The sequence below is a fragment of the Exiguobacterium sp. UBA5002 genome (assembly GCF_002396765.1).
GTDB lineage: Bacteria > Bacillota > Bacilli > Exiguobacteriales > Exiguobacteriaceae > Exiguobacterium_A.
Window position 1 is genome coordinate 77,597 of record NZ_DGYQ01000034.1, and the last position, 23,095, is coordinate 100,691.

The 23,095-nt window shown below is 45.7% G+C and carries 20 protein-coding genes and 1 other annotated feature; of the genes, 10 read left to right on the top strand and 10 right to left on the bottom strand.

Features of this window, described 5'->3' with window-relative positions; translation table 11 throughout:
* Positions 1-134: 134 nt before the first annotated feature.
* Both B4C70_RS10740 and ccpA read left to right on the top strand, forming a co-directional pair.
* Positions 135-1,220 carry a bifunctional 3-deoxy-7-phosphoheptulonate synthase/chorismate mutase gene (locus B4C70_RS10740; protein ID WP_290779215.1) on the top strand — a complete coding sequence of 362 codons (1,086 nt, stop codon included), beginning with the start codon at positions 135-137 and terminating at the stop codon, positions 1,218-1,220.
* A 157-nt stretch (positions 1,221-1,377) separates the two neighbouring features.
* A complete protein-coding gene (gene ccpA, locus B4C70_RS10745; RefSeq protein ID WP_023469068.1) occupies positions 1,378-2,388 on the top strand; it encodes a catabolite control protein A in 1,011 nt (336 codons plus the stop codon).
* Between the two features lie 53 nt (positions 2,389-2,441).
* On the opposite strand, the gene B4C70_RS10750 is transcribed toward ccpA, so the two are convergent.
* The 4 genes from B4C70_RS10750 to B4C70_RS10765 form a co-directional block, all read right to left on the bottom strand.
* Positions 2,442-3,197 carry a FixH family protein gene (locus B4C70_RS10750; protein WP_290779218.1) on the bottom strand — a complete coding sequence of 252 codons (756 nt, stop codon included), beginning with the start codon at positions 3,195-3,197 and terminating at the stop codon, positions 2,442-2,444.
* A gap of 105 nt (positions 3,198-3,302) precedes the next feature.
* A complete protein-coding gene (locus B4C70_RS10755) occupies positions 3,303-4,496 on the bottom strand; it encodes an acetoin utilization protein AcuC (RefSeq protein ID WP_023469066.1) in 1,194 nt (397 codons plus the stop codon).
* A complete protein-coding gene (locus B4C70_RS10760; RefSeq protein ID WP_290779222.1) occupies positions 4,493-5,125 on the bottom strand; it encodes an acetoin utilization AcuB family protein in 633 nt (210 codons plus the stop codon). Before B4C70_RS10760 ends, B4C70_RS10755 begins: the two co-directional genes overlap by 4 nt.
* A gap of 18 nt (positions 5,126-5,143) precedes the next feature.
* The gene (locus B4C70_RS10765; RefSeq protein WP_023469064.1) at positions 5,144-5,776 is read right to left on the bottom strand and encodes a GNAT family N-acetyltransferase; all 633 of its coding nucleotides are present in this window, start codon (positions 5,774-5,776) and stop codon (positions 5,144-5,146) included.
* A 146-nt stretch (positions 5,777-5,922) separates the two neighbouring features.
* Here B4C70_RS10765 and acsA point away from each other — a divergent pair, with 146 nt between their 5' ends.
* Positions 5,923-7,626 (top strand): acetate--CoA ligase, encoded by a 1,704-nt coding sequence (gene acsA, locus B4C70_RS10770; RefSeq protein WP_290779225.1) that lies wholly within the window; start codon positions 5,923-5,925, stop codon positions 7,624-7,626.
* Between the two features lie 45 nt (positions 7,627-7,671).
* On the opposite strand, the gene B4C70_RS10775 is transcribed toward acsA, so the two are convergent.
* On the bottom strand, positions 7,672-10,191 hold the full coding sequence (locus B4C70_RS10775) for a transglycosylase domain-containing protein (protein WP_290779228.1): 2,520 nt from the start codon (positions 10,189-10,191) through the stop codon (positions 7,672-7,674).
* 148 nt (positions 10,192-10,339) lie between these two features.
* Positions 10,340-10,547 (top strand) — a binding site (T-box leader).
* 56 nt (positions 10,548-10,603) lie between these two features.
* Between B4C70_RS10775 and tyrS the strand changes: the two genes are divergently transcribed.
* Positions 10,604-11,851 carry a tyrosine--tRNA ligase gene (tyrS, locus tag B4C70_RS10780; protein WP_290779231.1) on the top strand — a complete coding sequence of 416 codons (1,248 nt, stop codon included), beginning with the start codon at positions 10,604-10,606 and terminating at the stop codon, positions 11,849-11,851.
* Between the two features lie 45 nt (positions 11,852-11,896).
* Here the strand turns inward: tyrS and B4C70_RS10785 are convergent, their stop codons facing one another.
* The 3 genes from B4C70_RS10785 to B4C70_RS10795 all read right to left on the bottom strand — a co-directional run bounded on the left by B4C70_RS10785 (position 11,897) and on the right by B4C70_RS10795 (position 13,896).
* Positions 11,897-12,424, bottom strand: a complete 528-nt coding sequence (locus tag B4C70_RS10785; protein WP_023469060.1) for a biotin transporter BioY — start codon at positions 12,422-12,424, stop codon at positions 11,897-11,899.
* Between the two features lie 153 nt (positions 12,425-12,577).
* Positions 12,578-13,177 (bottom strand): 30S ribosomal protein S4, encoded by a 600-nt coding sequence (rpsD, locus tag B4C70_RS10790; RefSeq protein WP_023469059.1) that lies wholly within the window; start codon positions 13,175-13,177, stop codon positions 12,578-12,580.
* Between the two features lie 233 nt (positions 13,178-13,410).
* A complete protein-coding gene (locus tag B4C70_RS10795; RefSeq protein ID WP_023469058.1) occupies positions 13,411-13,896 on the bottom strand; it encodes a GAF domain-containing protein in 486 nt (161 codons plus the stop codon).
* A 223-nt stretch (positions 13,897-14,119) separates the two neighbouring features.
* On the opposite strand from B4C70_RS10795, the gene ezrA reads away from it, so the two are divergent.
* Both ezrA and B4C70_RS10805 read left to right on the top strand, forming a co-directional pair.
* On the top strand, positions 14,120-15,826 hold the full coding sequence (gene ezrA, locus B4C70_RS10800) for a septation ring formation regulator EzrA (protein ID WP_290779234.1): 1,707 nt from the start codon (positions 14,120-14,122) through the stop codon (positions 15,824-15,826).
* Positions 15,827-15,893: 67 nt separating this feature from the next.
* A complete protein-coding gene (locus B4C70_RS10805; RefSeq protein ID WP_290779237.1) occupies positions 15,894-17,453 on the top strand; it encodes an amidohydrolase in 1,560 nt (519 codons plus the stop codon).
* On the opposite strand, the gene B4C70_RS10810 is transcribed toward B4C70_RS10805, so the two are convergent.
* Complete coding sequence (locus B4C70_RS10810; RefSeq protein WP_290779240.1) at positions 17,445-18,215, bottom strand: MerR family transcriptional regulator; 771 nt, start codon at positions 18,213-18,215, stop codon at positions 17,445-17,447. The two genes, B4C70_RS10805 and B4C70_RS10810, sit on opposite strands and share 9 nt — an antisense overlap.
* Before the next feature lie 91 nt (positions 18,216-18,306).
* Entirely contained in the window at positions 18,307-19,122 is an 816-nt protein-coding gene (locus tag B4C70_RS10815; protein ID WP_290779243.1) for an NAD kinase, read from the bottom strand.
* A gap of 165 nt (positions 19,123-19,287) precedes the next feature.
* Between B4C70_RS10815 and tpx the strand changes: the two genes are divergently transcribed.
* From tpx to B4C70_RS10835, 4 genes are all read left to right on the top strand, one after another.
* A complete protein-coding gene (tpx, locus tag B4C70_RS10820) occupies positions 19,288-19,785 on the top strand; it encodes a thiol peroxidase (RefSeq protein ID WP_155960139.1) in 498 nt (165 codons plus the stop codon).
* 100 nt (positions 19,786-19,885) lie between these two features.
* A complete protein-coding gene (locus tag B4C70_RS10825; RefSeq protein ID WP_290779246.1) occupies positions 19,886-20,794 on the top strand; it encodes a class I SAM-dependent methyltransferase in 909 nt (302 codons plus the stop codon).
* Positions 20,795-20,914: 120 nt separating this feature from the next.
* Positions 20,915-22,126, top strand: coding sequence for an acetate kinase (locus tag B4C70_RS10830; RefSeq protein ID WP_035406240.1), 1,212 nt, complete (start codon positions 20,915-20,917; stop codon positions 22,124-22,126).
* 303 nt (positions 22,127-22,429) lie between these two features.
* On the top strand, positions 22,430-23,035 hold the full coding sequence (locus tag B4C70_RS10835; protein WP_050678579.1) for a 3D domain-containing protein: 606 nt from the start codon (positions 22,430-22,432) through the stop codon (positions 23,033-23,035).
* Positions 23,036-23,095 lie beyond the last annotated feature (60 nt).

A 23,095-nucleotide genomic window follows, 5' to 3' on the forward strand; every position in this document is an offset into this window, starting at 1 on the left:
AAAAATTATATGAAAAAACGTAATTTATTTTCATATTTTAAGAAATCATGCAGCTTCTTTATGTACAACAGGGAAAGAGTTCGCTATAATTAGTTGCTATTACGAGCTATATGCTGATTAGGGAGTGGTAGGACATGGATCAACATGCAGAATTAAAAAGATTACGTGATGAACTCGATTTAGTGAATGCAGAATTATTGGAATTGATGAACAGACGAGGTCAAATTGCTGTTGAAATCGGAAAAGTCAAACGAGCACAAGGGCTTGATCGATACGACCCTGTTCGAGAACGTCAAATGCTCGAATCAATTGCCGCTAATAACCATGGACCTTTTGAAACAGGACGCCTTCAGCATGTATTTAAAGAAATTTTCAAAGCTTCTCTCGAATTACAAGGAGAAGATCGGACTCGGAAATTACTCGTATCACGGAAACAAAAACCGACGAATACGATCATCCGGATCGGAGATGCCGTCATCGGAGACGGTTCACAACAATTGATCGCTGGACCGTGTGCGGTCGAGAGCGAAGAACAAGTATTTGAGGTCGCGGAACAGCTCGCGAAACATGGCGTGAAGTTCATGCGAGGCGGAGCGTACAAACCACGTACATCGCCTTACGACTTCCAAGGTCTAGGACTCGAAGGTCTAAAGATGTTGAAAAAAGCAGCGGACGCGCACGGTTTGTATGTCATCACTGAAATCATGACACCGAGCGCCGTTGAATCTGCTTTACCATATGTCGACATCATCCAGGTCGGCGCACGCAATATGCAAAACTTCGATTTACTCAAGGAAGTCGGTCGTACGAATAAACCGGTTCTTTTAAAACGAGGTCTTTCTGCAACACTCGAGGAATTCATGTACGCGGCTGAGTACATCATGGCGAGTGGTAATGATCAAGTCATCTTATGTGAGCGTGGTATTCGGACGTATGAACGTGCAACACGGAACACGCTTGATATCTCAGCAGTTCCGATTCTGAAGCAAGAGACGCATCTCCCTGTCATGGTCGATGTCACGCACTCGACAGGACGTAAGGATTTACTCTTGCCAACAGCAAAAGCGGCATACGCGATCGGGGCAGACGCTGTCATGGTCGAAGTCCATCCGTTCCCAGCACTTGCGTTGTCTGATGCGAACCAACAACTCGATTTCCAAGAATTCGATACGTTCATCGAAAACTTGACGACTACCTTTCCGGCACTAAACGTTCAATGATTTCCGAAAAAGGGTAACCTAAAGCGAATGAAAACGTTTTACAATGAAGGAAGAATGGGAAAAGAAAACTATCTTTCCTGTCTTCCTTTCGTGTTGCCTAAAAATGAAAACGAAATGAAAACACTTGAGATGGATCATACTAAAGGAGGAATTTGTTTTGAATAGTAATATTACGATTTACGATGTCGCGCGAGAGGCTGCTGTTTCGATGGCGACCGTATCGCGTGTCGTCAACGGAAACCCGAATGTCAAACCATCTACACGAAAGAAGGTCCAAGACGCAATCGAACAGCTTGGTTATCGTCCGAACGCTGTTGCCCGTGGACTGGCAAGTAAAAAAACAACGACGGTCGGTGTCATCGTGCCCGATATCTCGAACATCTTCTTTGCGGATTTAGCACGCGGGATTGAGGACGTCGCGACAATGTATAAATATAACATCATTTTATGTAACTCCGACCAAAACCGGGAAAAAGAGATTCATTTGCTCAATACATTACTCGGAAAACAGGTGGATGGAATCATCTTCATGGGCGGACGTTTGCATGAGGATCTCGTTCGTGAGTTCAAAACATCACCAGTTCCGATCGTTCTTGCTGCGACGTTGAATCAAGATTATGATCTTCCTGCCGTCAACATCGATTATGAGAGTGCTGCGCACGATGCTGTTAAGTCTTTGATCGACCGTGGACATGAACGGATTGGATTCATCACTGGACCGCTCGAACAGCAAATCAATGGTGAAAAGAAATTTGCGGGTTATCGCCGAGCACTCGAAGAAGCAAATCTTCCGTTTAACGAGCAAAATGTCGTCCTTGGAAACTATACGTATGATTCAGGAATGAAGGCGATGAATCAATTGCTTGAACTTGGAGAAGATTGCCCACGCGCGATTTTTGCTGGAACGGATGAGATGGCTCTTGGTGTCATCCATGCCTTACAGGATGCTGGACACCGTGTACCGGAAGACTTCGAAGTCATCGGACACGATAACACACGTCTTGCGACGATGATTCGTCCGAAACTGACGACTGTCGTTCAACCGATGTATGATATCGGAGCAGTCTCGATGCGTCTATTGACGAAAATCTTGAATAAAGAAGAAATTGAAACGAACGATGTCACGTTACCACACCGGATCGAACAACGGGATTCGACACGTCCTTAATCGAAAAAACGTCTCTTCTCTCAAGCAAGCTGCTTGAAAAAAGAGACGTTTTTTTATTTCGCGACGGTAATAAGTTCATCTTGGTGATGGTGGAGTTGGTCATTTTCGACATGGAGTCGAACCGTCGTCTGACCAGGTGCAGTCAATGTCACTTTCCCGCTGTAGGCATCACCCTTTTTTTCTAGAGGAACGTAGTTATGCTTTTCAATGCCCGTTTCAATGACTTCCACTTGTACGTTCGCTTTTAGCGGTTTCCCATCGAGGAAAACATGAAAGGAGACGGGAAGTTCAGCACCAGCTTTCGCTTTTGTTGCGCCCATGTAATGGACAGACAGGCCATCGACGGCTTTGTGATCATGTCCATGCTCGTGCGATGCTTCCTCTTTTTCATGTGAATGATCCATGACGACGAATGAGATCTTATCCATATGATGGAGTCCTTTTTTATCATTGATATGATACTGTCCTTCATACTCACCTTCAGCAAGCTTAGCTTCTGCTTGATAAGAACCCGTTTTTTTCAAGGTTGCCTTGAACTTTTGATGGGCACCGTCTTGTTTTCCGGCTTCCCAAACTTCAAATGTCACGTCCTCAAGATTGACTGGCTTCTTTTGTTCGACAGCTGACGCTTTAAAAACAACTTTATCTTCTTCCATTGTCTTGGCCGGAACATTGACGTTGACCTCGACCGTCGGTTTTCCTGACCCTTGCATGTTATCGTGATCCATTGCCTGTTTTTCAATGCCGCACCCTGCGAGTACGATCCCTGTCGATAGAATAAGACCGGAATAAAGCCATGCCTTTTTCATGATGATTCCCCCAACTATTATTCATTTACTAAGTAAAAATTCCATATTTAGTATAGCAACAAGTTGTGAACTCCGAACGAAATAAATGTGAAGATATAAAGTCGATTAATCAACGGAGTAAGGGGAAGTCGCAGTCAATTGTTTCTTACGCTCATCGCTCACGAACGGCCAAATTAGTCGTTTAACAGTCTCCCAATTTTTTTCTTCGATTTCAGGTCGTCGCGGAATGGCGGGGTAGAGTGGTGTTGGATCATGCCAGTGTGTTGGTGGGGGTGTTTCTTGTCCACTCCAACGTTCTTGCCATGAAGTAGGAATCTCTCCACGAAACGGAGCTTGTCCGGTCATGGCAGCAAAAACTTGACTCCACGCGCGGGGGACGACACGATACCAGTCATAGCCACCGCCTCCTAAAGCAACGATTTTTCCATTCGTATATTTATTTGCTGCAGCGACGGCGATTTGAGGGATCTGCTCATAACTTTTCATCGTTAAGGATAGGTGAGTCAATGGATCAAGCGCGTGTGCATCGGCACCATTTTGCGTAATGATGAGATCCGGTTGGAACAATTCACAGGCTTCAAAGAGTGCCGTCTCATACGCGAGTAAAAACGAATCATCTTCCGTAAAGGCGTCCAGTGGCACGTTCCAGCTAAATCCATATCCTTCTTCAGACCCTCGTTCCGTCACCATTCCCGTTCCTGGAAACAAGTAGCGACCCGTCTCATGGAGAGACAATGTCATGACGTCCTTTCGATTATAAAAGGCCCATTGTACTCCATCGCCATGATGAGCGTCCGTATCGACATAAAGAATTTTACAGTGATATTTTTCAATCATGGCTGCCATGGCGACAGCGGTATCGTTATAGACACAAAAACCAGAGGCACGCCCACGGAATCCGTGATGCAATCCGCCACCGATATGAAAGGTCCGTTTATATTGACCAGATAAGACGAGGTCACATGCTTCGATCGTGCCGCCGACAAGGAGAGAAGCGCCCGAATGCATCCCCTGGAACAAAGGGGTGTCTTCTGTCCCGAGACCATACATCTGTGCCTTGAGAGGCGTTAATGCTCCGGTCCCGGCTGCTTTGACGGCAGCAATATAATCCTGATCATGAACGAGTGACAATTCTTCATCAGTCGCATGACGTGGCGCAATACAAGGAATGTCATCTAATTGATGCATCGCTTCAAGCAAAGAAACCGTTAATTCGAGGCGAATCGGATTGAATGGATGTGTCTCCGAAAACCGATAAGTCGCCTCTTCAGGACTGTACAGATAGGCAAAATCCTTCATCTGCTCACATCCGGTCCAAGTACATCGAATCCTTCTTTGCGCAACTTTTCGATGATCCGAATCGGATTCATCGTCTGGACACGAAACGCAACGATCCGGACATACGGATCGTCTGTTGGATATACGAGTACATTTAAGATATTGATATTCGTTTTGGCAAGCAGTGCGGCAATCTTTGCTAATGTTCCAGCAGTGTTCTCAACACGGATTTCGATTTGAGAACTTGGTTCGAGTGCACCCGTCAATTGAACGAATGTCCGCAACAAATCCGTTTCCGTGACGACACCGACAAGGCGTCGACCGCGGACGATTGGCAGACACGTCAATCGATATTCATAAAACAGCACAGCCGCATCTTCGATAAAATCGAGCGGGTGAGCCGTGACAGGACTTTCAATCATGATGCTTGAGACCGGATACTGTAGGTCTTGCTTTGCCGTATCCGGATGAAAGATGCTACTTGCGCTTTGAATTTCCTTTAGTCCGACAAGACCGACGAGTTCATGGCGGGCATTGACGACAAGAACATGACGAATCTGATGACGTTGCATGAGTTCGACCGCATGCGCGATGGAATTCGTCGGTTGCATCGTGATGCACGTCGTATTCATGATTTGTTCGATTAACATGACGATTCCTCCTCGAGCTTAGTCATACATGAAGCGTCTTCTCAAGCGTAGCGCATCAAAATGAGCGACGACTTCAGGTGAGACGTGCTTTCCGATACGTGCCATCAGGCAGTTGGCAGGATGGGAGGCGATTTCCGGATCGTCGGTCGGGAAGAAGACAAGACCACCATGGTTCATCATCTTCTCCATGATCTTCCGGTAATCCCAGACCGATAGTCCGCTCCCTTTTAGGTCCCAATGCCAATAATATTCAGTCGTTAAAATCAAATAGTGTTCCATAGCGGGATCGAGCATAGAGATTTCAAGCAATTTTTTACCGATCTGTTGTCCGCGGAACCGAGAGGAGACTTCGATCGCTCCGAGTTCCAAGATGTACGGATTGTTTCCTTCGCTCCACGTTTCATAAGGATCAGGGTATAAGTAAGTCACATAACCGATGATTTCCGTTCCTTGACGAGCGACGATGATCCGTCCTTCCTCAAGGTCTGCAATCTCAACGAGTGCTTGATGTTGTTCAGCAGGTGGACGAAAAGCCGTCAACCCTGAATCGAGTGTATACGTTGCTAGTGTTTGACTCGGTACGGGACCTTCGATGTCAACAGGACCGAGTGATGTTTCATGCGTCCGATGATTGAATTGTTTTTCAAACATGTAAGCGTCACCACCTTCCTATTCATTATAGACGAAAGCGCTTGAGCAAAGAGAGGGATTTTTTAACAAATTGACGGCAAATGGATTGAACTGACGGATAACTAGCTTATAATAAAGAGGAAAACATAGAAGGGGAGGAACGAGACATGAAAGTTTTGAAAGCGCTTCCAGGGAAGCATTGGTTAGCAGAGTATGATGAAACGAACACGTACGACTGGAAAGATGCTGAGCAGTACTTTTCATGGGCGACAACGGGGAAAGTCAACATGGCTCATGAAGCAATCGACCGCCACGCAGAAGGCGAGCGGGCGAACAAGGATGCGCTGATCTATTTCGATGGAACGACGGAACAACGATTCACATATGCAGATATGAAACGATTGACGAATAAAGCGGCAAACGTATTAGTCGATGCAGGGGTCAAAACGGGTGACCGTATTTTCATCTTCATGCCACGTTCACCGGAATTGTATTTTGCCTTGCTTGGCGCACTGAAGGTAGGCGCAATCGTCGGTCCGTTATTTGAAGCATTCATGGAACAAGCGGTCCGTGATCGCTTGCTTGATTCTGAAGCGAAGTTACTCGTGACGACGAAGGCATTGCTCCCACGTGTTCCAGTTGGGGAACTGGAATCACTTGAAAAAGTAGTACTTGTCGACGAAGATATCGAAGAATCGGACACATTACTCGATTTCCGCAAAGCGTTCGAGCAAGCATCCGATGTATTCGAACCGGTCTGGTTAGATCGTGAAGACGGATTGATCCTGCACTACACTTCAGGATCGACAGGGAAGCCAAAAGGTGTCCTCCACGTTCAAAATGCGATGATTCAGCACTTGATGACAGGTCGCTGGGTACTTGATCTCCAAGAAGATGATATCTACTGGTGTACGGCTGACCCGGGATGGGTCACAGGAACAAGTTACGGTATCTTCGCACCATTCTTGAATGGCGCGACGAACATCGTCGTCGGTGGACGCTTCAATCCGGATTTCTGGTACAGTGTCATTGAGAAGTACAAGGTAACGGTCTGGTATAGCGCACCAACGGCTTTCCGGATGTTGATGGGAGCGGGAGCTGATGTTGCAAATCATCATGATCTCTCAAGTCTTCGTCATGTATTGTCTGTCGGCGAACCGTTGAATCCAGAAGTCATTCGTTGGGGGAAAGAAGCCTTTGATCAACGGATCCATGATACATGGTGGATGACGGAGACAGGCGCGATGATGATTTGTAACTACAAGTCGATGGACATCAAACCGGGATCGATGGGGAAACCGATTCCAGGAACTCAGGCTGCGATCATTGATGATCAAGGAAATGAGTTACCGCCATTCCGAATGGGGAACCTTGCTTTAAAAACACCATGGCCATCGATGATGCGTCAAATTTGGAACAATCCGCAGAAATATGAATCGTATTTCTTTAAAGGATGGTATGTCTCAGGGGATTCTGCCTATATGGATGACGAAGGTTACTTCTGGTTCCAAGGACGTGTCGATGATGTCATCATGACGGCTGGAGAACGGGTTGGTCCGTTCGAGGTCGAAAGTCGTCTCGTCGAGCACCCAGCTGTCGCAGAAGCCGGTGTCATCGGGAAACCAGATCCAGTCCGCGGTGAAATCATCAAGGCATTCATTGCCTTGCGTGATGGTTACGAGCCGACGGAAGAGCTAAAACAAGAAATCCAAGCATTCGTCAAAGAGGGGCTGGCTGCTCACGCGGCACCGAGAGAAATCGATTTCCGGGATAAATTGCCGAAGACACGAAGTGGTAAAATCATGCGCCGTGTTCTGAAAGCATGGGAGTTGAATCTTGAAACAGGTGATCTGTCGACGATGGAAGATTAAACGTAAAAAGGATGAATCACCGCAACAGGTGATTCATCCTTTTTGTTAGTTTTCAGAAGCAGCATCGTTTTTCTTTTCATCTTGTTTCTTCTGTTGTTCTTGCTGTTTCTTAGCGTCCGCTTCTTTTTTCTTAGCATCAGCTTCTTTTTTCTTAGCGTCCGCTTCCGCTTTCTTTTTTGCCTCTGCTTCGGCTTTTGCTTTTGCCTCTGCTTCGGCTTTTGCATCGGCAGCACGCTTGGCGTCATCGGTTGCTTTTTTCTTAGCATCAGCTTCCGCTTTTTCTTTCGCCTGATCTTGTTCTTTCTGTTGCTCTTCTTTTTTCTGTGCGTCCGCTTCTTTCTTTTTCTTTGCCTCTTCCGCTTTTTTCTTCTTATCTTCTTCTTTGAAGCGACCACTGTTCTTAAAGTCGTTTGCTGTTACAGAAGATGGTTGTGTGAAGCGGGCACCGGATTTGAAGTAACTACTGTTCGCGGCATACGTCGCATTCGCCATTTGTGACCACAGCGTTTGTGTTCGTTGGTAATACGTCGTTGGACCGATGAGCGAGTTGTTCTGATCGTGTCCTGTCCAAACGGCAAGCGTCACACCAGGAGTGGAACCGACAAGGTAAGAGTCTTTGATATCGTTCGTCGTACCTGTCTTACCAGCCCAATCTCCAGGAACGTTCAATCGATCTTTTGCAAACGTTGCTGTACCTTTTGAGAAGACGCCACGCATCATATCAAGCGTCAGGTAAGCTGTTCGTGGTTCATAAATTCGTTTTTTCTTCGGTTTTGCTTTATAGATATCTTTTCCGTCTTTCGTAATTTTCGAAATGACGTATGGTTGCACGAATTCACCATAGTTGGCGAGTGTCGCGTAAGCACCAGCAAGCTCGACCGGTGTAATCTCCATCGTTCCGAGTGCCGCCGAAGGAGCATAACGAATCGCATCCGGTACTTCAACACCCATATCGACGAGTTTTTGAATCGAGTTCGACATGTTCATCTTCTCGTAAATCTTAACGGCAGGTACGTTCAATGAGAGTTCAAGTGCTGTACGAATCGTCACGTTTCCACGATAACGTCCACCTTCGTTCTTGATCGGACGATCACCTGGTTGACGTGGTACGGTCTGGTAGTAGTACTCTTCATCATTGACGGTAGATGCCGGAGTGATCAAACGATTTTCAATCCCGTTCGAGTAGACGAGAATTGGTTTTGCCGTTGACCCGATTTGACGTTTCGCTTGGAATGCTCGGTTAAAATCATCGGCTTTTCCATCAAGGTAACGTCCACCAACGAATCCGAGGATACGCCCCGTCTCATTCTGAACCATGACTGCTGCTGTTTCTTCTGGATCTTGTTTCGAAACGGTTTTTTTCGTTTTTGGATCGACGACTTGTTTGTACTGCATGCCACCAGGGAAGTTCCCATTGTTCTTCGCAGGTTGTTGCATCGATTCATGAATTTTTTTATCTAGCGTCATGTGAACTTTGTATCCACCTTGACGGAGTGCAACCAGTGCTTGATCTTGATAGTTTGCCCGGACTTCTGCCAGTTCAGACGGTTTGACTTCGTCTTCTTTCACACCATCTTGTTTCATCAAGTACTTCGTCATGATCTTCGTCGCTTCACGTTCTGCTAAATCATAGACATACGGATACGTGTCACGCGAACGTTTCGACTGTTTCGCGAAGTCTTTCGTGATGTCGTGTTTGATTGCTTTTTCATATTGTTCTTTTGTAATGTTTTTTGCAACGTACATCCGCTTCAACACGGTCTTCATCCGATTGACACTTGGCGTCAAGTCTTTTTTGACGACACCGCCTTGTAGATAAGGTGTGTAGTAGTAAGGGTTTTTCGGAATACCAGCGAGGAAAGCTGCTTGTGGTAACGTCAGTTTTTTCGCTGATTTCTTGAAGACCCCTTGGGAAGCAGCTTCGATACCAGCGATGTTACGCCCGAGTGAATTTCGTCCGAATGAGACGACATTCAAGTATGCCTGTAAAATTTCATCTTTTGACATCGCATTTTCAAGGCGGAGCGCTAAGAGGATCTCTTTTGCTTTCCGTTCGAATGAAACTTCGTTCGTCAGGATTTGGTTTTTAATTAATTGTTGTGTCAGCGTACTTCCGCCGGTGCGTGACGCTGAATTCGTCAATTCTTGTAAGACTGCTCGTAAAGTCGCTTTTGGAACGACTCCATCATGTTGATAAAAATCTACGTCTTCCGTTGATAGAAGCGCATCAATTAAATAAGGGGAGATGTTCTTGATATCGACCGGCTGACGTTCTTCATCTGTTGAGATGTTCGTCAGCTTTTCGCCACTTCCCCAATAAATTTGACTTGTCACCGCATAACTGTTCACTTCTTGTTTCATCTCAGTCAAAGGTGGGGCTTTCGTATCTTTGACGAGGGAAGCGAAATATCCTCCAGCCGCTCCGACAGAGAAGCTGCCGATGAGAAGGACTGCTATGATGAGGAATAAAATGATGTTCCACGAAACATCGTATGTGATATTCGACCAGTGCCGAACGGCTTTCGTCCGGGGGTGATTCCAAAACTTGAACCAGTTCTCGCGCATAAATGATCTCCTTTGCATCTTAAACTTAGGTGTAAATTAATATTAAATCACAGATAGGCGTATTATACCATAAATCCACCAGTGAAATCGGACTTGACAGCGGATTCGCCTTCGACGTATCATGAAACCATCTTATTTTCATATATTACGATAAACAGTGATCGGAATACAGTAGTAAGTCACTCCCTGTGACAGAGACCTAGTGGTGCTGCGAACTAGGACACAGTGAACTTACGAATTACGCTTCCGGGAGTTTCTTGAGAAATCAAGCGGTCCGTCCCGTTATCGACGAACCAAGTGGTCCTTTTTATGTAAAGGGCAATCAGGGTGGTACCACGGAATCTTCCGTCCCTTCGTCTTAGACGAAGGGGCGGTTTTTTATTGTTAAAAGTGAACTTTAGGAGGAGACACAATGACGTTACTAGAGGATTTAGAATTTCGCGGTTTAATTAACCAAATGACGGATGAAGAAGGATTGAAGACATTACTCGAGACACCAACGACGCTTTACACAGGCTTTGATCCAACAGCTGATTCGTTGCATATCGGACACTTGTTGCCAATCTTAGTCTTAAAACGATTTCAACAAGCAGGTCACCATGTCGTAGGTCTCGTCGGTGGAGCAACGGGAATGATCGGAGACCCGAGTGGTCGCGCAACAGAACGTTCGTTGAATACATCGGATATCGTCGAAGAGTTCGCGAATCGGATTAAGGACCAGTTGTCACGTTTCTTACCACTTGAAGGAGAAAACCCGGTCACGATCGCCAATAACTTGGACTGGACGAAAGATTTGACGATCATCGATTTCTTACGCGATATCGGAAAACACTTCCCAGTCAGTTACATGCTTGCGAAAGATTCTGTTGACTCACGCCTTCAAAACGGGATCTCATTCACTGAGTTCTCATACATGTTACTTCAATCGTTTGACTTCTTGAAACTCTACGAAGACAAAGGATGCCGCCTTCAAGTCGGAGGAAGTGACCAATGGGGGAACATCACAGCAGGGATGGAATTGATTCGTCGTGCGGGTCATGAAGAAAAAGCATTCGGTTTGACGGTACCGCTTGTTACAAAAGCAGACGGTCAAAAATTCGGTAAGACAGCAGGTGGTGCGGTTTGGTTAGACGCTGACAAAACGTCACCGTACGAGTTCTACCAATTCTGGTTCAACGTTGACGATCTTGACGTCATCAAGTTCTTGAAATACTTCACGTTCTTAACGCACGAAGAACTCGACGCGCTCGCAGAAGAAGTCAAGGCAGCACCAGAGAAGCGTGTCGCGCAACGTCGTCTTGCAGAAGAGATGACCGTTCTCGTCCATGGTGAAGAAGGTCTGACACAAGCACAACGTATTACGACGGCACTCTTTAGTGGAGATATTAAATCGTTGCAAGTAGAAGATATCGAAGATGCGTTCAAAGGAATGCCGCGTTTTACACTCGGCGAAGCGACAAACCTCGTCGACGTTCTCGTTGAGGCAAAGATCTGTCCGTCAAAACGTCAAGCACGTGAAGACGTTACGAACGGTGCAATCTACCTAAACGGAGAACGCGAGCAAGACTTAACGAAAGAAATTACGGAAGCTGATGCAATCGGTCGCTTTACGATCGTACGTCGCGGAAAGAAAAAATACTTCGTCATCGAGCATGCTTGATGATATACGAAACGCTCCCTGCACTTAGATGCAGAGAGCGTTTTTTTAAGCTGTTCGGAATAAACGGAGTGGCAACAAGCGAACGGCAATCGTCGTGGCAATGACAGCTTTGATCGTATCCCATAAGACGAAAGGATAGTTAATCGCAAAAGCATCTTTGAACGATAGATCGAGTACAGCCATTAGACCGAATGTTCCAAGCAGGTAGACTAAACCAAGACCAAAGACGATCATCCCGATGAAGAGGGGAACGAAGCGACGCGTTTTTTCAGCAACAAGACCGATGAAGAATCCAGCAATCGGAAAGGCAATCAAATAACCAACGGTTGGTCCGACGAATGGAGCTAGTCCGCCTTTTCCGCCAAGTACCGGTAGACCAGCTGCTGCGAGTAATAAGAAGATTAAGACAGCGAGTCCACCACGTTTTCCACCGAGAATCGCGCTGACCGTCATGATCGCGAGCATCTGAAGCGTGATTGGAACAGCGCCGACGAGTTGAATTTGTGGCAAAGAGCTGACGGCTGCGATGATGGCAGCACCAAGGGCGATGAAAGTTAAATCTCTTGTTTTCATGAATGAAGTCCTCTTTCCTGTTTGTGTTAACTATGTGTATTTAAAGGTTAACACAAACGAATGAATGACGTCACTCTTTTTTTAAGACCAGGTATACATTTTAGTCATAGGCATAAAAAAAGCACCCACCGAAGTGAGTGCTGGAACAATCGATTAACGTGAGTAGTACTCGACGACGAGTTGTTCTTGGATTTGATCGTTCAATTCAGAACGCTCAGGAAGACGGACGAACGTTCCTTCGAGCTTCTCAGCATCGAAAGTAACGAAGTCTTTAGTTGCTGGAGCAACTTCGAGTGCTTCTTTGATAACGACAAAGTTCTTCGATTTTTCGCGAACTGAAATCGTTTGACCTGGTTTCACGCGGAATGATGGGATATCAACGCGTTGTCCATCAACTTGGATGTGACCGTGGTTGACGAGCTGACGAGCAGCACGACGTGTACGAGCCATACCCATACGGTAAACGACGTTATCAAGACGTGCTTCGAGTAAGAACATGAAGTTCTCACCGTGGATACCAGGCATTTTGCCAGCATCGTTGAAGATACGGTTGAATTGGCGTTCGTTTACTCCGTACATGTGACGAAGTGTTTGCTTCGCTTGAAGTTGAAGACCGTACTCAGATACTTTACGACGGCTGTTACCGTGTTGACCTGGTGCGTAAGGGCGTTTTGCGATTTCTTTTCCTGTTTCAGTAAGTGAGATACCGAGACGACGTGAGAGTTTCCAAGCTGGACCTGTATAGCGAGCCATAATAAGACTCCTCCTTATTGTTCGTTATTATTTGCATAAAAATAATAACGCCATCAAACCCACATTACGCCCATTTCATGATGTGGCACCCTCGCTTGATAGCAAAGTTACACGATGCCCCTCCGGTTATTCACCGAGTCATGAAATGTGATACGTAAGCGATTTGACCGCTATCGTTATCATTTCTGCACTTTTACAAGTATACGGTGTGGACAATCGACTGTCAATCAGAATTACAGATGACGAAGCAGCGTCGTACAGAATGCTTCTAAACCAGCTTGATCGACTTCATCGAAACGGTTGAATTCTGGGCTGTCGATATCGAGGACGCCGATCGTTTGGCCGTCTTTGACGAGTGGAATGACGATTTCAGAATTCGATGCCGCGTCACATGCGATGTGACCTGGGAATTGATGAACGTCTTCGATGCGTTGTGTCGTCTGTTCTGCTGCGGACGTTCCGCAAACACCACGACCGAATGGAATACGGACGCATGCTGGAAGTCCTTGGAATGGTCCGAGGACGAGTTGGTTTTGCTCGGTATCCGTCAAATAGAAACCGACCCAGTTGATACGGTCAAGGAACTGATTGAGTAACGCGCTCGCATTCGATAAGTTCGCGACTTGATTGTCTTCTCCCATTAATAAAGCATCCAGTTGTTTTGATAGCATGTCATATTGTTTCGTCCGGTCACCTTCATATGTCTTTGTTTCGAACATAATAAAAATTCCTCCCGTGAAAAGCGTATTTTTTTTAGTTTAACGAGTTTTCGTGTAGCTGACAAACAATTGATTTTTGGAAAAAGGATTCAAAACAGCGGAAGAAATCAGGAAAAGCCTTTGTAAATCTATGCAAAACGGTTGCGCTATACTATTATAAGGATAAGATTATTGCGATTTAGAGAAAATCTAAAGTCGTACGACAGAGTGGAGGTCGTGACAAATGTGGGCATGGGTGATCGGAGTCATCGTCATCGTATTACTCGTCATGCTATTCAGCATGATCAGTCGAAAAAAATACTACACGAAAATCGATGAACTTGATATGCGCAAGCAAGGCATCGTCAGTGCATCGATTCCGAAGGAGTTGCAGGACTTAAAGCAACTACCGATGGCGGGTGAGACGGAGACGAAGTTCAGCTCCTGGCATCAAGCGTGGGAAGAGTTGTTAACGGTCCACGTCGCCCAAATCGATGAAACCCTTTACCGAGCGGAAGAAGCGCTCGATAAATACCGGTTCATCGCCGTCAAGAATGACCTTGAAGTAACGGAACAATTGATTGCGGAACTCGAAGGATTGATCGATGAGATGCTCGTCGAGATGTCGACGTTCAAAACGAATCAATCGGTTCTAGCAGAGTTGAAAGCGCAAGGGGAAGCCGATTCAGGGCAAGTTCGGAAATCGTTATTGATCCAAGCGAACTCATTCGGTCCGGCGCTCGCGCGTCTGGAAGAACGAAGTGAACAAATCGACGCGCACTGGAATGAGATGTGTCAGTACGAAGCTTCGGGTGAAGTGACGAAGGCGTATGAAACAAGCTTGTTACTCGAGCAAGAAGTAGCGACGACGCGTCACCTTGTCGAGCTCGTACCGAAACAATGGAAGATTCTCGCTCATGAATTGCGTCAACGGATTGATCAGCTCGGAGCGGGTTATAAGGAAATGTCGTTAGATGGGTATCCACTTGAGCCCCTCGGTCTTCAATCTGAGATTAAACGGTTCGAGGAACAACGTTTAAGTCTTGCTGAAAAAATCGAGAGACTTGAAGTCGATGGTTTGGAAGAGGCGATTCAACAGTTATCAGCCGACGTTGATCAAATGTACGATACGTTCCGTCGTGAAGTTGATGCACGTCATCAAGTAAAAAAAGAAAATCAATCCTTGAAACAAAAAGCATTACGGATGCGCGAACGGATTCATCAGTTAGCACAAGAGTTCAGCATTTTACGTGAAAAGTATGAAATCTCAGCAGATCTTGGAATTCACTACGAAACGATCCAACGTGACGAAGAGCTACTATTTGAAGCGGCAAAAGATCTCGATGAGTCGATTGCTGGGAAAATCATTCCGTTCAGTATGCTCGAAGATCAAATGCGCGATGCGATTCGCTTAGAGGAACAGTTGATGATTCAGTACGAACGCTTTACGGTCGAACTTCAAGCGCTTCGAAAAGAAGAGACAGAAGTGCGCGAACGGATCGTCGAATGGCGTCATCAGCTCTCGCAAACACGTCTTCGTCTGAAACGACTTGGATTACCGAACTTACCAACGGAAGTCGAAGAAGCACTACGTAATGCGAATCGTTCGCTACAGACGCTTGAGACACGGCTCGAAGAGTTACCGTTTAATGTCCGATCGATCGTTGCACAAAGTCAAGACGTCCAAGAAACGTTTAAACATGTGCAAGAACGGTTAGATACATTAGTGTTCGAAGTCACGTATGCCGAACGGCTCGTCCAGTATGCGAACCGATACCGTCGCCACGACAATGAGATACATATGTCGCTGACGATCGCGGAAACGAAGTTCTTAGCGGGAGACTATGAACGTACGATCATCTTAGCGGAACGTGTCCTAAATGAATACGATCCGGACGCGATCGAACGCATTAAACGATCGTGTGCACCAAAGGAAACGTTGCACGTTTAAATCAGGATCGACAATTCAGGGTGACCGTCATGGTCACCCTATTTTTGTAAAAAGAGGAGTGAGTAGAATGGGAACACTATACGTAAACGGATTGATTCGGACGATGGCACATGAAGAGGACGTCCATTCAACGATGTTCGTCGAGAAGACGCGGATCATCGCAATGGGGGAGGAAGGAAAACTACGTCGACGTTTCGGTAGACGTATTGAACAGATTCAAGACTTGAACGGAAAAGCTGTTTATCCAGCCTTCACAGACGCACATATTCATCTGATTGGCTACGGGGAAGCGATCAACCGTGTCGATGCCTCGCGTTATACGACGCTTGAAGCATTAGGACAAGCTTTCCTCAAGGCAGAACCAATCAATGGGATTCACGTGGCGGAAGGATATGACGAAACGAAACTTGACCGTGCGCCGACAAAAGCATGGCTGAATCAGTTGTTCCCGGACGTTCCTGCCTTATTAAAACGGACAGACCGGCATACCGCACTTGTCAACGATGTTTTATTCCAACAGCTCGGCTATAAAGCATCGACTGTCATCGATGGTGGAAAGATCGGCTTATCGGATAACGGCGAAGCTGACGGATTTTTGTACGATGCGGCGCTTGAACCTTTGTATGCGTTACAAGCTGGAAACTTAGAGCGAAACAAATCGTCACTCCGGTCAGCAATTAAGAACTTATATCAATACGGCATCATTGCGGCACACACAGAAGATTTATCGTATCACGGAGATGTCGCGGACATCTTGCAAGCTTATAAGGAAGTGACGCAAGAAACAGGCTTCCATACACATCTACTCGTTCATCATCTTGTCATCGATGAGTTCGTGCAACAGCAACCAATTTTGCCATCAACGATGTCAATTGGTGCGATGAAACTATTCGTCGACGGTGCACTCGGAGGACGGACAGCTCTACTTGGTCGTGGTTATTCTGATGATCCGACGACACGTGGCATCGAAGTGCATACGCCAGAACAACTCGAACAACTCGTCAAGCGTGCACGTAGTTACGGGTTCACAGTTGCGGCACATGTCATCGGTGACTTAGCGATTGAACGATTCGTACAGGTGCTCGAGAAATATCCAGCACCAAAAGGCAAGCGGGATCGGATCATTCATGCGACGGTCGTTCGACCAGAAACGCTTGCACGAATTCGGAAGTTACCGGTCTTGATTGACGTTCAACCGGTCTTTTTACTGGATGACGCAGACTTCATCGTCGATCGACTCGGATTGAACCGCTTAGACTGGAGTTATCGTTTACGTTCGTTAGCTGAGACCGGCGCATTATTATGCGGTGGGGCAGATGCACCGATCTCTGACCCCGATGTTCGGCGTTCCCTGTATGCAGCGACGGAAGGAACAGCGGGACGTGTCAATAAGGCGAATGAGACGTTATCGATGTACGAAGCCTTGTTACTCTTTACGAAAAATCCACATCTCGCGACCGAGACACATGGACGCAAAGGATTACTCCTACCAGGATACGATGCCGATTTCGTCATCTTTGAAGAAGACTTCTATCGCTTGCGTGGGGAAGCCATCTTGAATAACCGTTTAGTGGAGACTGTCCAAGCTGGTAAAACCGTCTATCAGGCAGAAGCAGCCTTAATTTGATGTTGCTTCTGCATAGTGCGAAATAGCTTCCGAATAGAAAGAAGATAGTCCAGGTGCATACGCATCGTAGTAGGCACGAAACCGGTCGTCGGACACATACATCTGGCCGAGTGAGGCAAAAATAGATAACTCACATGGATAATAGTACGTATCGATGAAGTCATGTTGTTCTTTCACGATTTGTTGAACGTCTGGATCTGTCGCCTTGTGCCCGTCGCGGTAGAGGGTCGTCAAGCGCTGATCGAGTTGCTTATGCATGGCGCTCAGTTGTTCTTTCTCATTCGGGGTACGTTGTTTTTGTCTTTTTGCACTGATTCGATAGGCGTCGGTGTCACCGTAGTGTTGTTGGACTTCATCTGCATGTTGTTTTTCGTGCATGACGATCTCTTCGTGACGTAAACCGCGGAATAATTGTTCGTCTTTCATAGGGAGTCCTCCTTTTAAAGTGAGTAATGTCTGTTCAGCGAGTCGAGCGAGCATTTGATAATGCGAAGCTTTTTCTTGAAGGAGTACGATCTGCTTTTTCAGTGTCGTATGATGATTGGAATCAGATTGCGTGAGTAATCTTTGGATTTCTGACAGTGGGAAGTCAAGAGAGCGATAGAGCAGGATTTGTTGTAAACGTAAAAGATCCTCTCTGCTGTAACTTCGGTGACCAGCATCGGTACGCTTTGGCACGAGGAGACCGATCGTCTCATAATGATAGAGTGTTCGTTTTGTGACGCCGGTCAGTTTGGCGATTTCCTGAGTGGAATACATCATTTGTGGACCTCCTTTGATTGGAGTATAAAGGGTGACGTAACGGAAGACGCAATAAAAAAATCTGCCCCCGAGGAGGCAGATTTTTTTATGGTCATAAGAACGAGCGTTGAATCTTATGCCAAAATGTATTGTTCGTTAATTTGACGGTTTTAAGTTCTTTTTCAGAGAGCTGGATATCGACTGAATCCGTTCGTGTCAGGCTGAGTGCTTCGTTATCCATCCCGATGATCGGATAATCGTTTCCGTCCTCAATGATGCGTAACGAGAGTTTACGTCCGCGGTTCAATAGGAAAGCAGAACCGAGTGTCCGGTACCGGTTATTGTTAACGGAAGCGATCTCGCTGACTTGAAGACAGTGGATCAATGGATCGACAATCGCACCAGAAAGTGACTTGTTATAAGCCGTAGATCCCGTCGGTGTTGAGATGACCATTCCATCCCCGCGGAATGTCTCAAACAGGAAGTCATCGATATAGACTTCGATTGCGAGTGATTTGATGATGCTCGACTTTACGGAACATTCGTTCAGACAGAGCATCGGTGGTCCACCGTTGATGGATGCTTCAAGTAGTGGATAACGACGTACTTCGATTTCGCCATCCGAGACACGATTGCCCGTCGCTTTAAAGATTGCTTCGACCGCAGAAAGATCATTGATATCAAAATCACAGTAGAACGAGTTTGGTCCTTCAGCGAATCCGACATAGATCGCATCATCACGGAAACCTGTGAAGCGTGCCGCTTGCAAGAAAGCCCCATCTCCACCAATCGAGACGATGATGTTTGCTTGTCGATGATCTTGGACGACATTCAGTCCGTATCGTGTACCGACATCGATCAACTTTCGCACCTGCGTCTCGTGTCTTTGTGTATTTCGGTAGTACAGGTAGACATTATTTCGAGCCATGGTCAATTCCCCCTTGAAAGCGTTTCATGAACTCTTTTATTATACCTGTTTTTTAGAAAGACGGGTACTGAAGTCCATCAATTATGGCAGAATACTTGCCATCTTCGCAGATCATTCCTATAGTTAAATAGAAAATACAGTATATCCAATCAGGGGAAAAGGGGAATTCATATGGCAACGTTTAAAGGAAATCCAATCACACTTCAAGGTACAGCGGTTCAAGTCGGACAAACAGCACCGGACTTTCAAGTGTTAGCTAACGACTTATCGCCTGTAACACGTGATACATACCAAGGTGTTCGAATCATCAGTGTCGTCCCATCAATCGATACAGGGGTATGCGATGCACAGACTCGTAAATTTAACGAAGAAGCAGCTAAAATCGAAGGTGTGACGGTCATGACGATCTCAAATGACCTTCCGTTCGCGCAACGTCGTTGGTGTGCGTCAAGTGGTCTTGATCAAGTCGTGACATTGTCTGATCACCGTGATCTTTCATTCGGTACACAGTACGGCGTGGCAATCGAAGAATTACGTCTGCTTGCTCGCTCTGTCTTCGTCTTAGATTCGAACAACGAAATCACGTATGTCGAATACCTCGAAGAATCAACGGATGAGGTAAATTTCGAAGCAGCACTCGCTGCAGCACGTGAAGCGAAGTAAGAATGGTTTACAAACGACGATGAAGCGTTACAATGGAACTAATGATAGAAACGGCTCCCGCTCTACGGGGGGCCGTTTCGTTTTGGAGAGGATGACGTACATGGAGCCGTTAGAAAAGTTATATAAGGAATTAACACGTCAAACAAAACAAATCGAACGTGATCTTGATATGCCTTACCTAGAAGCGTTGACGACTGTGATTGACCGGTTGAACGATCGCCATACTGAAAATGTAGATAAAGAGGTCATTCGAAAGGCAGTATCGCTTGCTATTTTAGAAGGGATGAAACAAGCGCAACCGAACCATTTGCCGACGCCAGACAGCGTCGCTTTGTTTGCTGGTTATCTAATCGGGAAATTGGTAGGTAAGGAGGACATCCGACTACTTGAATTAGGAAGTGGAACAGGTGGTATGTTACACGCTGTCTTGAGTCAGCTTTCGACGGGCACATCTGCTGAAGCAGTTGAGGTAGATGAGACGTTAATTCGTTTATCGGCAGCGGTAACGGAATTACTCGACTACCCTGTTACGTATACGCATCAAGATGCGTTACGACCTTTGTTGCTAGATCCAGTTGATCTTGCGATGGCTGATCTCCCAGTCGGTTATTATCCGGATGAAGAGGCTGCTGCTTCTTACATCTTGAAACGAGATGAGGGTATGAGCTATAGTCATTTCTTATTGATCGAACAAGCGATGCAATACGTCAAACCAGGTGGGTTCGGTGTTTTTGTCATTCCGAACGGTTTGTTCCAGCATGATACGGAAGGCAAGTTGAAACAGTACTTTGAATCAAAAGCGCACGTCATCGGCATTTTACAATTGCCGTTAACCATGTTCAAACAAGAACAGGCAGCAAAAAGTTATTTGATCGTCCGTAATCATTTAGCCGGTATGAAGATGCCAAAACAAGCGTTACTTGCTGAACTACCATCTTTCACAGATGTCCGTGCGTTTGGTGGTATGGTGAAACAGATTGATGAATGGATTAACACAGAATTAAAATGAATTACGCAAAGTGATTGAAATCTGTCGTTAATTTGACTATTCTAGTTGTAGAACAGAAATAGAAGAAAACCTAAACAGATGTGAATGTTCATTGGATTCAAATGGAAAAGGGGAAAAATCATGGCAAAAATTATGGCGGTAAACGCAGGTAGTTCGTCTTTGAAGTTCCAATTGCTCGAAATGCCGAACGAAACGATGATTGCAGTCGGACTCGTTGAACGTGTCGGTAAAGACGATGCAATCTTTACGATTAAATATGGTGAAGGACAAAAGTATACAGATGTCCTCCCGCTTGCAACACATAAAGAAGCAGTCGAGTTATCACTCGAAAAATTAATGGAGTTCGGAATCATCTCGTCTTACGATGAGATTAAAGGTGTCGGACATCGTGTTCTTCATGGTAAAGAAAAATATGCAGACTCTGTATTGATCACGGATGAAGTCATGCAAGATATCGAGTCGTATACAGAACTCGGACCACTTCACATTCCACCAAACTTGATCGGAATCCGGGCATTCCAAGCATTGCTTCCGGAAGTGCCGCAAGTGGCGGTCTTCGATACGGCGTTCCATCAAACGATGCCAGAAGAAAACTTCCTTTACAGCTTACCGTATGATTACTACACAGAATACGGTATCCGTAAATATGGTTTCCACGGTACGAGCCACAAATATGTTACGGAACGTGCATCTGAATTACTCGGTCGTCCATTAAAAGACCTTCGTTTGATCTCATGTCACTTAGGTAGCGGAGCATCAATCGCAGCAGTTTCGGGTGGCGAATCAATCGATACGACGATGGGCTTCACACCACTTGAAGGGATCACGATGGGAACACGTTCTGGTTCACTCGACCCAGCTTTGATTCCATTCTTGATGGAGAAAACAGGGAAAACAGCGGAAGAAGTCTTGAACGTCATGAACAAAGAGTCTGGAATCTACGGACTCTCAGGTCTTTCAAGTGACTTGCGTGACGTCCAAACGGCTGCGAAGGAAGGAAACCACCGTTCAGAGATGGCACTCCGTATCTTCGCGAACCGTATCCACGGATACATCGGGCAATATGCTGCTGAGATGAATGGTGTTGATGCCATTATCTTCACAGCTGGTGTTGGGGAAAACTCAGATTCAATCCGTGAGCGTGTCCTACGTGGTCTCGAATTCATGGGCGTTTACTGGGATCCATCACTCAACAATGGAGCTCATGGAGAAGAACTCTTCATTAACTACCCACACTCACCAGTCAAAGTCATTATCATTCCAACGAATGAAGAATTGATGATCGCACGCGATACAGTTCGTGTTGGTGGATTAGTTGCTCAAAACGCATAATCGTTTCAAAAGGACTGAGTCGTTATTCCAACGATTCAGTCCTTTTTTTGATGAAATCTACGAAAAAAATATACAAACGTACGATCTATTGTTACGTTGTTTGTCATATAACGAAAAATGAATCGTCATCTTTGTAAAAATAAACCCAAAAAAGGTCGATTTCTTAAAAAAATGAGTCGTTTGTAACATAAAAGTAATAGTACAGACATATTTTTGTGGTCTATATGTAACGGCACTCCATCGTTTTGTCATGTATATTAATCTCAGTTAACAAACACGAAACAATGATGGAGGAGAAAATACATGATGAAACGGATGCTCGCAAGTGTTTTAACGGTCGTGTTAGCACTCAGTTCGTTTGCAGGTCTTCAAGCAGAGGCTGCAACTAAGAAAAGCGTCAAGTCAACAGTCGATAGCCTAGTCATTCGTCAGAAAGCTACTACTTCTTCGAAAAAGCTCGGTCTTCTATATAAGAACCAAACGTTATCGTACAAAGCAAAAACAGGTAACTGGTATAAAGTAAGTTACAAAGGTAAAACAGCTTACCTTAGCGCAAGCTACTCGAAAGTCGTGACGTCAAGCAGTTCGAAAAAACAATCGACAGGTGGTTGGAAAACAATCACGAACGTAAGCGCAACAGCCTACACACCGTATGATCCAGGTAGTGGTAATCTGACAGCAATCGGTTGGAACATCAAAAGCTCGAAAAAGAAAGTCGTAGCGGTTGATCCACGTGTCATTCCACTTCGTTCGACAGTGAAAGTGTATTACAAGGGGAAATTAAAAGGGACGTATACAGCTGCTGATACTGGCGGTGCCATTAAAGGGAAGAAGATGGATATCCTTTACTACTCTCGTTCAGAAGCATTCAACTGGGGTCGTCGTACGGTTACAGTAAAATACAAATGATTTTAAACCATCGGACATTGGTTCGATGGTTTTTTTATTTGACGGTTTGTCAAATTAAGC

Bases quoted from the DNA above. Each gene is read 5' to 3' on its own strand.
- B4C70_RS10740 (WP_290779215.1), top strand. From the start codon at position 135: ATGGATCAACATGCAGAATTAAAAAGATTACGTGATGAACTCGATTTA.
- B4C70_RS10750 (WP_290779218.1), bottom strand. From the start codon at position 3,197: ATGAAAAAGGCATGGCTTTATTCCGGTCTTATTCTATCGACAGGGATC.
- B4C70_RS10755 (WP_023469066.1), bottom strand. From the start codon at position 4,496: ATGAAGGATTTTGCCTATCTGTACAGTCCTGAAGAGGCGACTTATCGG.
- B4C70_RS10760 (WP_290779222.1), bottom strand. From the start codon at position 5,125: ATGTTAATCGAACAAATCATGAATACGACGTGCATCACGATGCAACCG.
- B4C70_RS10765 (WP_023469064.1), bottom strand. From the start codon at position 5,776: ATGTTTGAAAAACAATTCAATCATCGGACGCATGAAACATCACTCGGT.
- acsA (WP_290779225.1), top strand. From the start codon at position 5,923: ATGAAAGTTTTGAAAGCGCTTCCAGGGAAGCATTGGTTAGCAGAGTAT.
- B4C70_RS10775 (WP_290779228.1), bottom strand. From the start codon at position 10,191: ATGCGCGAGAACTGGTTCAAGTTTTGGAATCACCCCCGGACGAAAGCC.
- tyrS (WP_290779231.1), top strand. From the start codon at position 10,604: ATGACGTTACTAGAGGATTTAGAATTTCGCGGTTTAATTAACCAAATG.
- B4C70_RS10785 (WP_023469060.1), bottom strand. From the start codon at position 12,424: ATGAAAACAAGAGATTTAACTTTCATCGCCCTTGGTGCTGCCATCATC.
- rpsD (WP_023469059.1), bottom strand. From the start codon at position 13,177: ATGGCTCGCTATACAGGTCCAGCTTGGAAACTCTCACGTCGTCTCGGT.
- B4C70_RS10795 (WP_023469058.1), bottom strand. From the start codon at position 13,896: ATGTTCGAAACAAAGACATATGAAGGTGACCGGACGAAACAATATGAC.
- ezrA (WP_290779234.1), top strand. From the start codon at position 14,120: ATGTGGGCATGGGTGATCGGAGTCATCGTCATCGTATTACTCGTCATG.
- B4C70_RS10805 (WP_290779237.1), top strand. From the start codon at position 15,894: ATGGGAACACTATACGTAAACGGATTGATTCGGACGATGGCACATGAA.
- B4C70_RS10810 (WP_290779240.1), bottom strand. From the start codon at position 18,215: ATGATGTATTCCACTCAGGAAATCGCCAAACTGACCGGCGTCACAAAA.
- B4C70_RS10815 (WP_290779243.1), bottom strand. From the start codon at position 19,122: ATGGCTCGAAATAATGTCTACCTGTACTACCGAAATACACAAAGACAC.
- B4C70_RS10825 (WP_290779246.1), top strand. From the start codon at position 19,886: ATGGAGCCGTTAGAAAAGTTATATAAGGAATTAACACGTCAAACAAAA.
- B4C70_RS10830 (WP_035406240.1), top strand. From the start codon at position 20,915: ATGGCAAAAATTATGGCGGTAAACGCAGGTAGTTCGTCTTTGAAGTTC.
- B4C70_RS10835 (WP_050678579.1), top strand. From the start codon at position 22,430: ATGATGAAACGGATGCTCGCAAGTGTTTTAACGGTCGTGTTAGCACTC.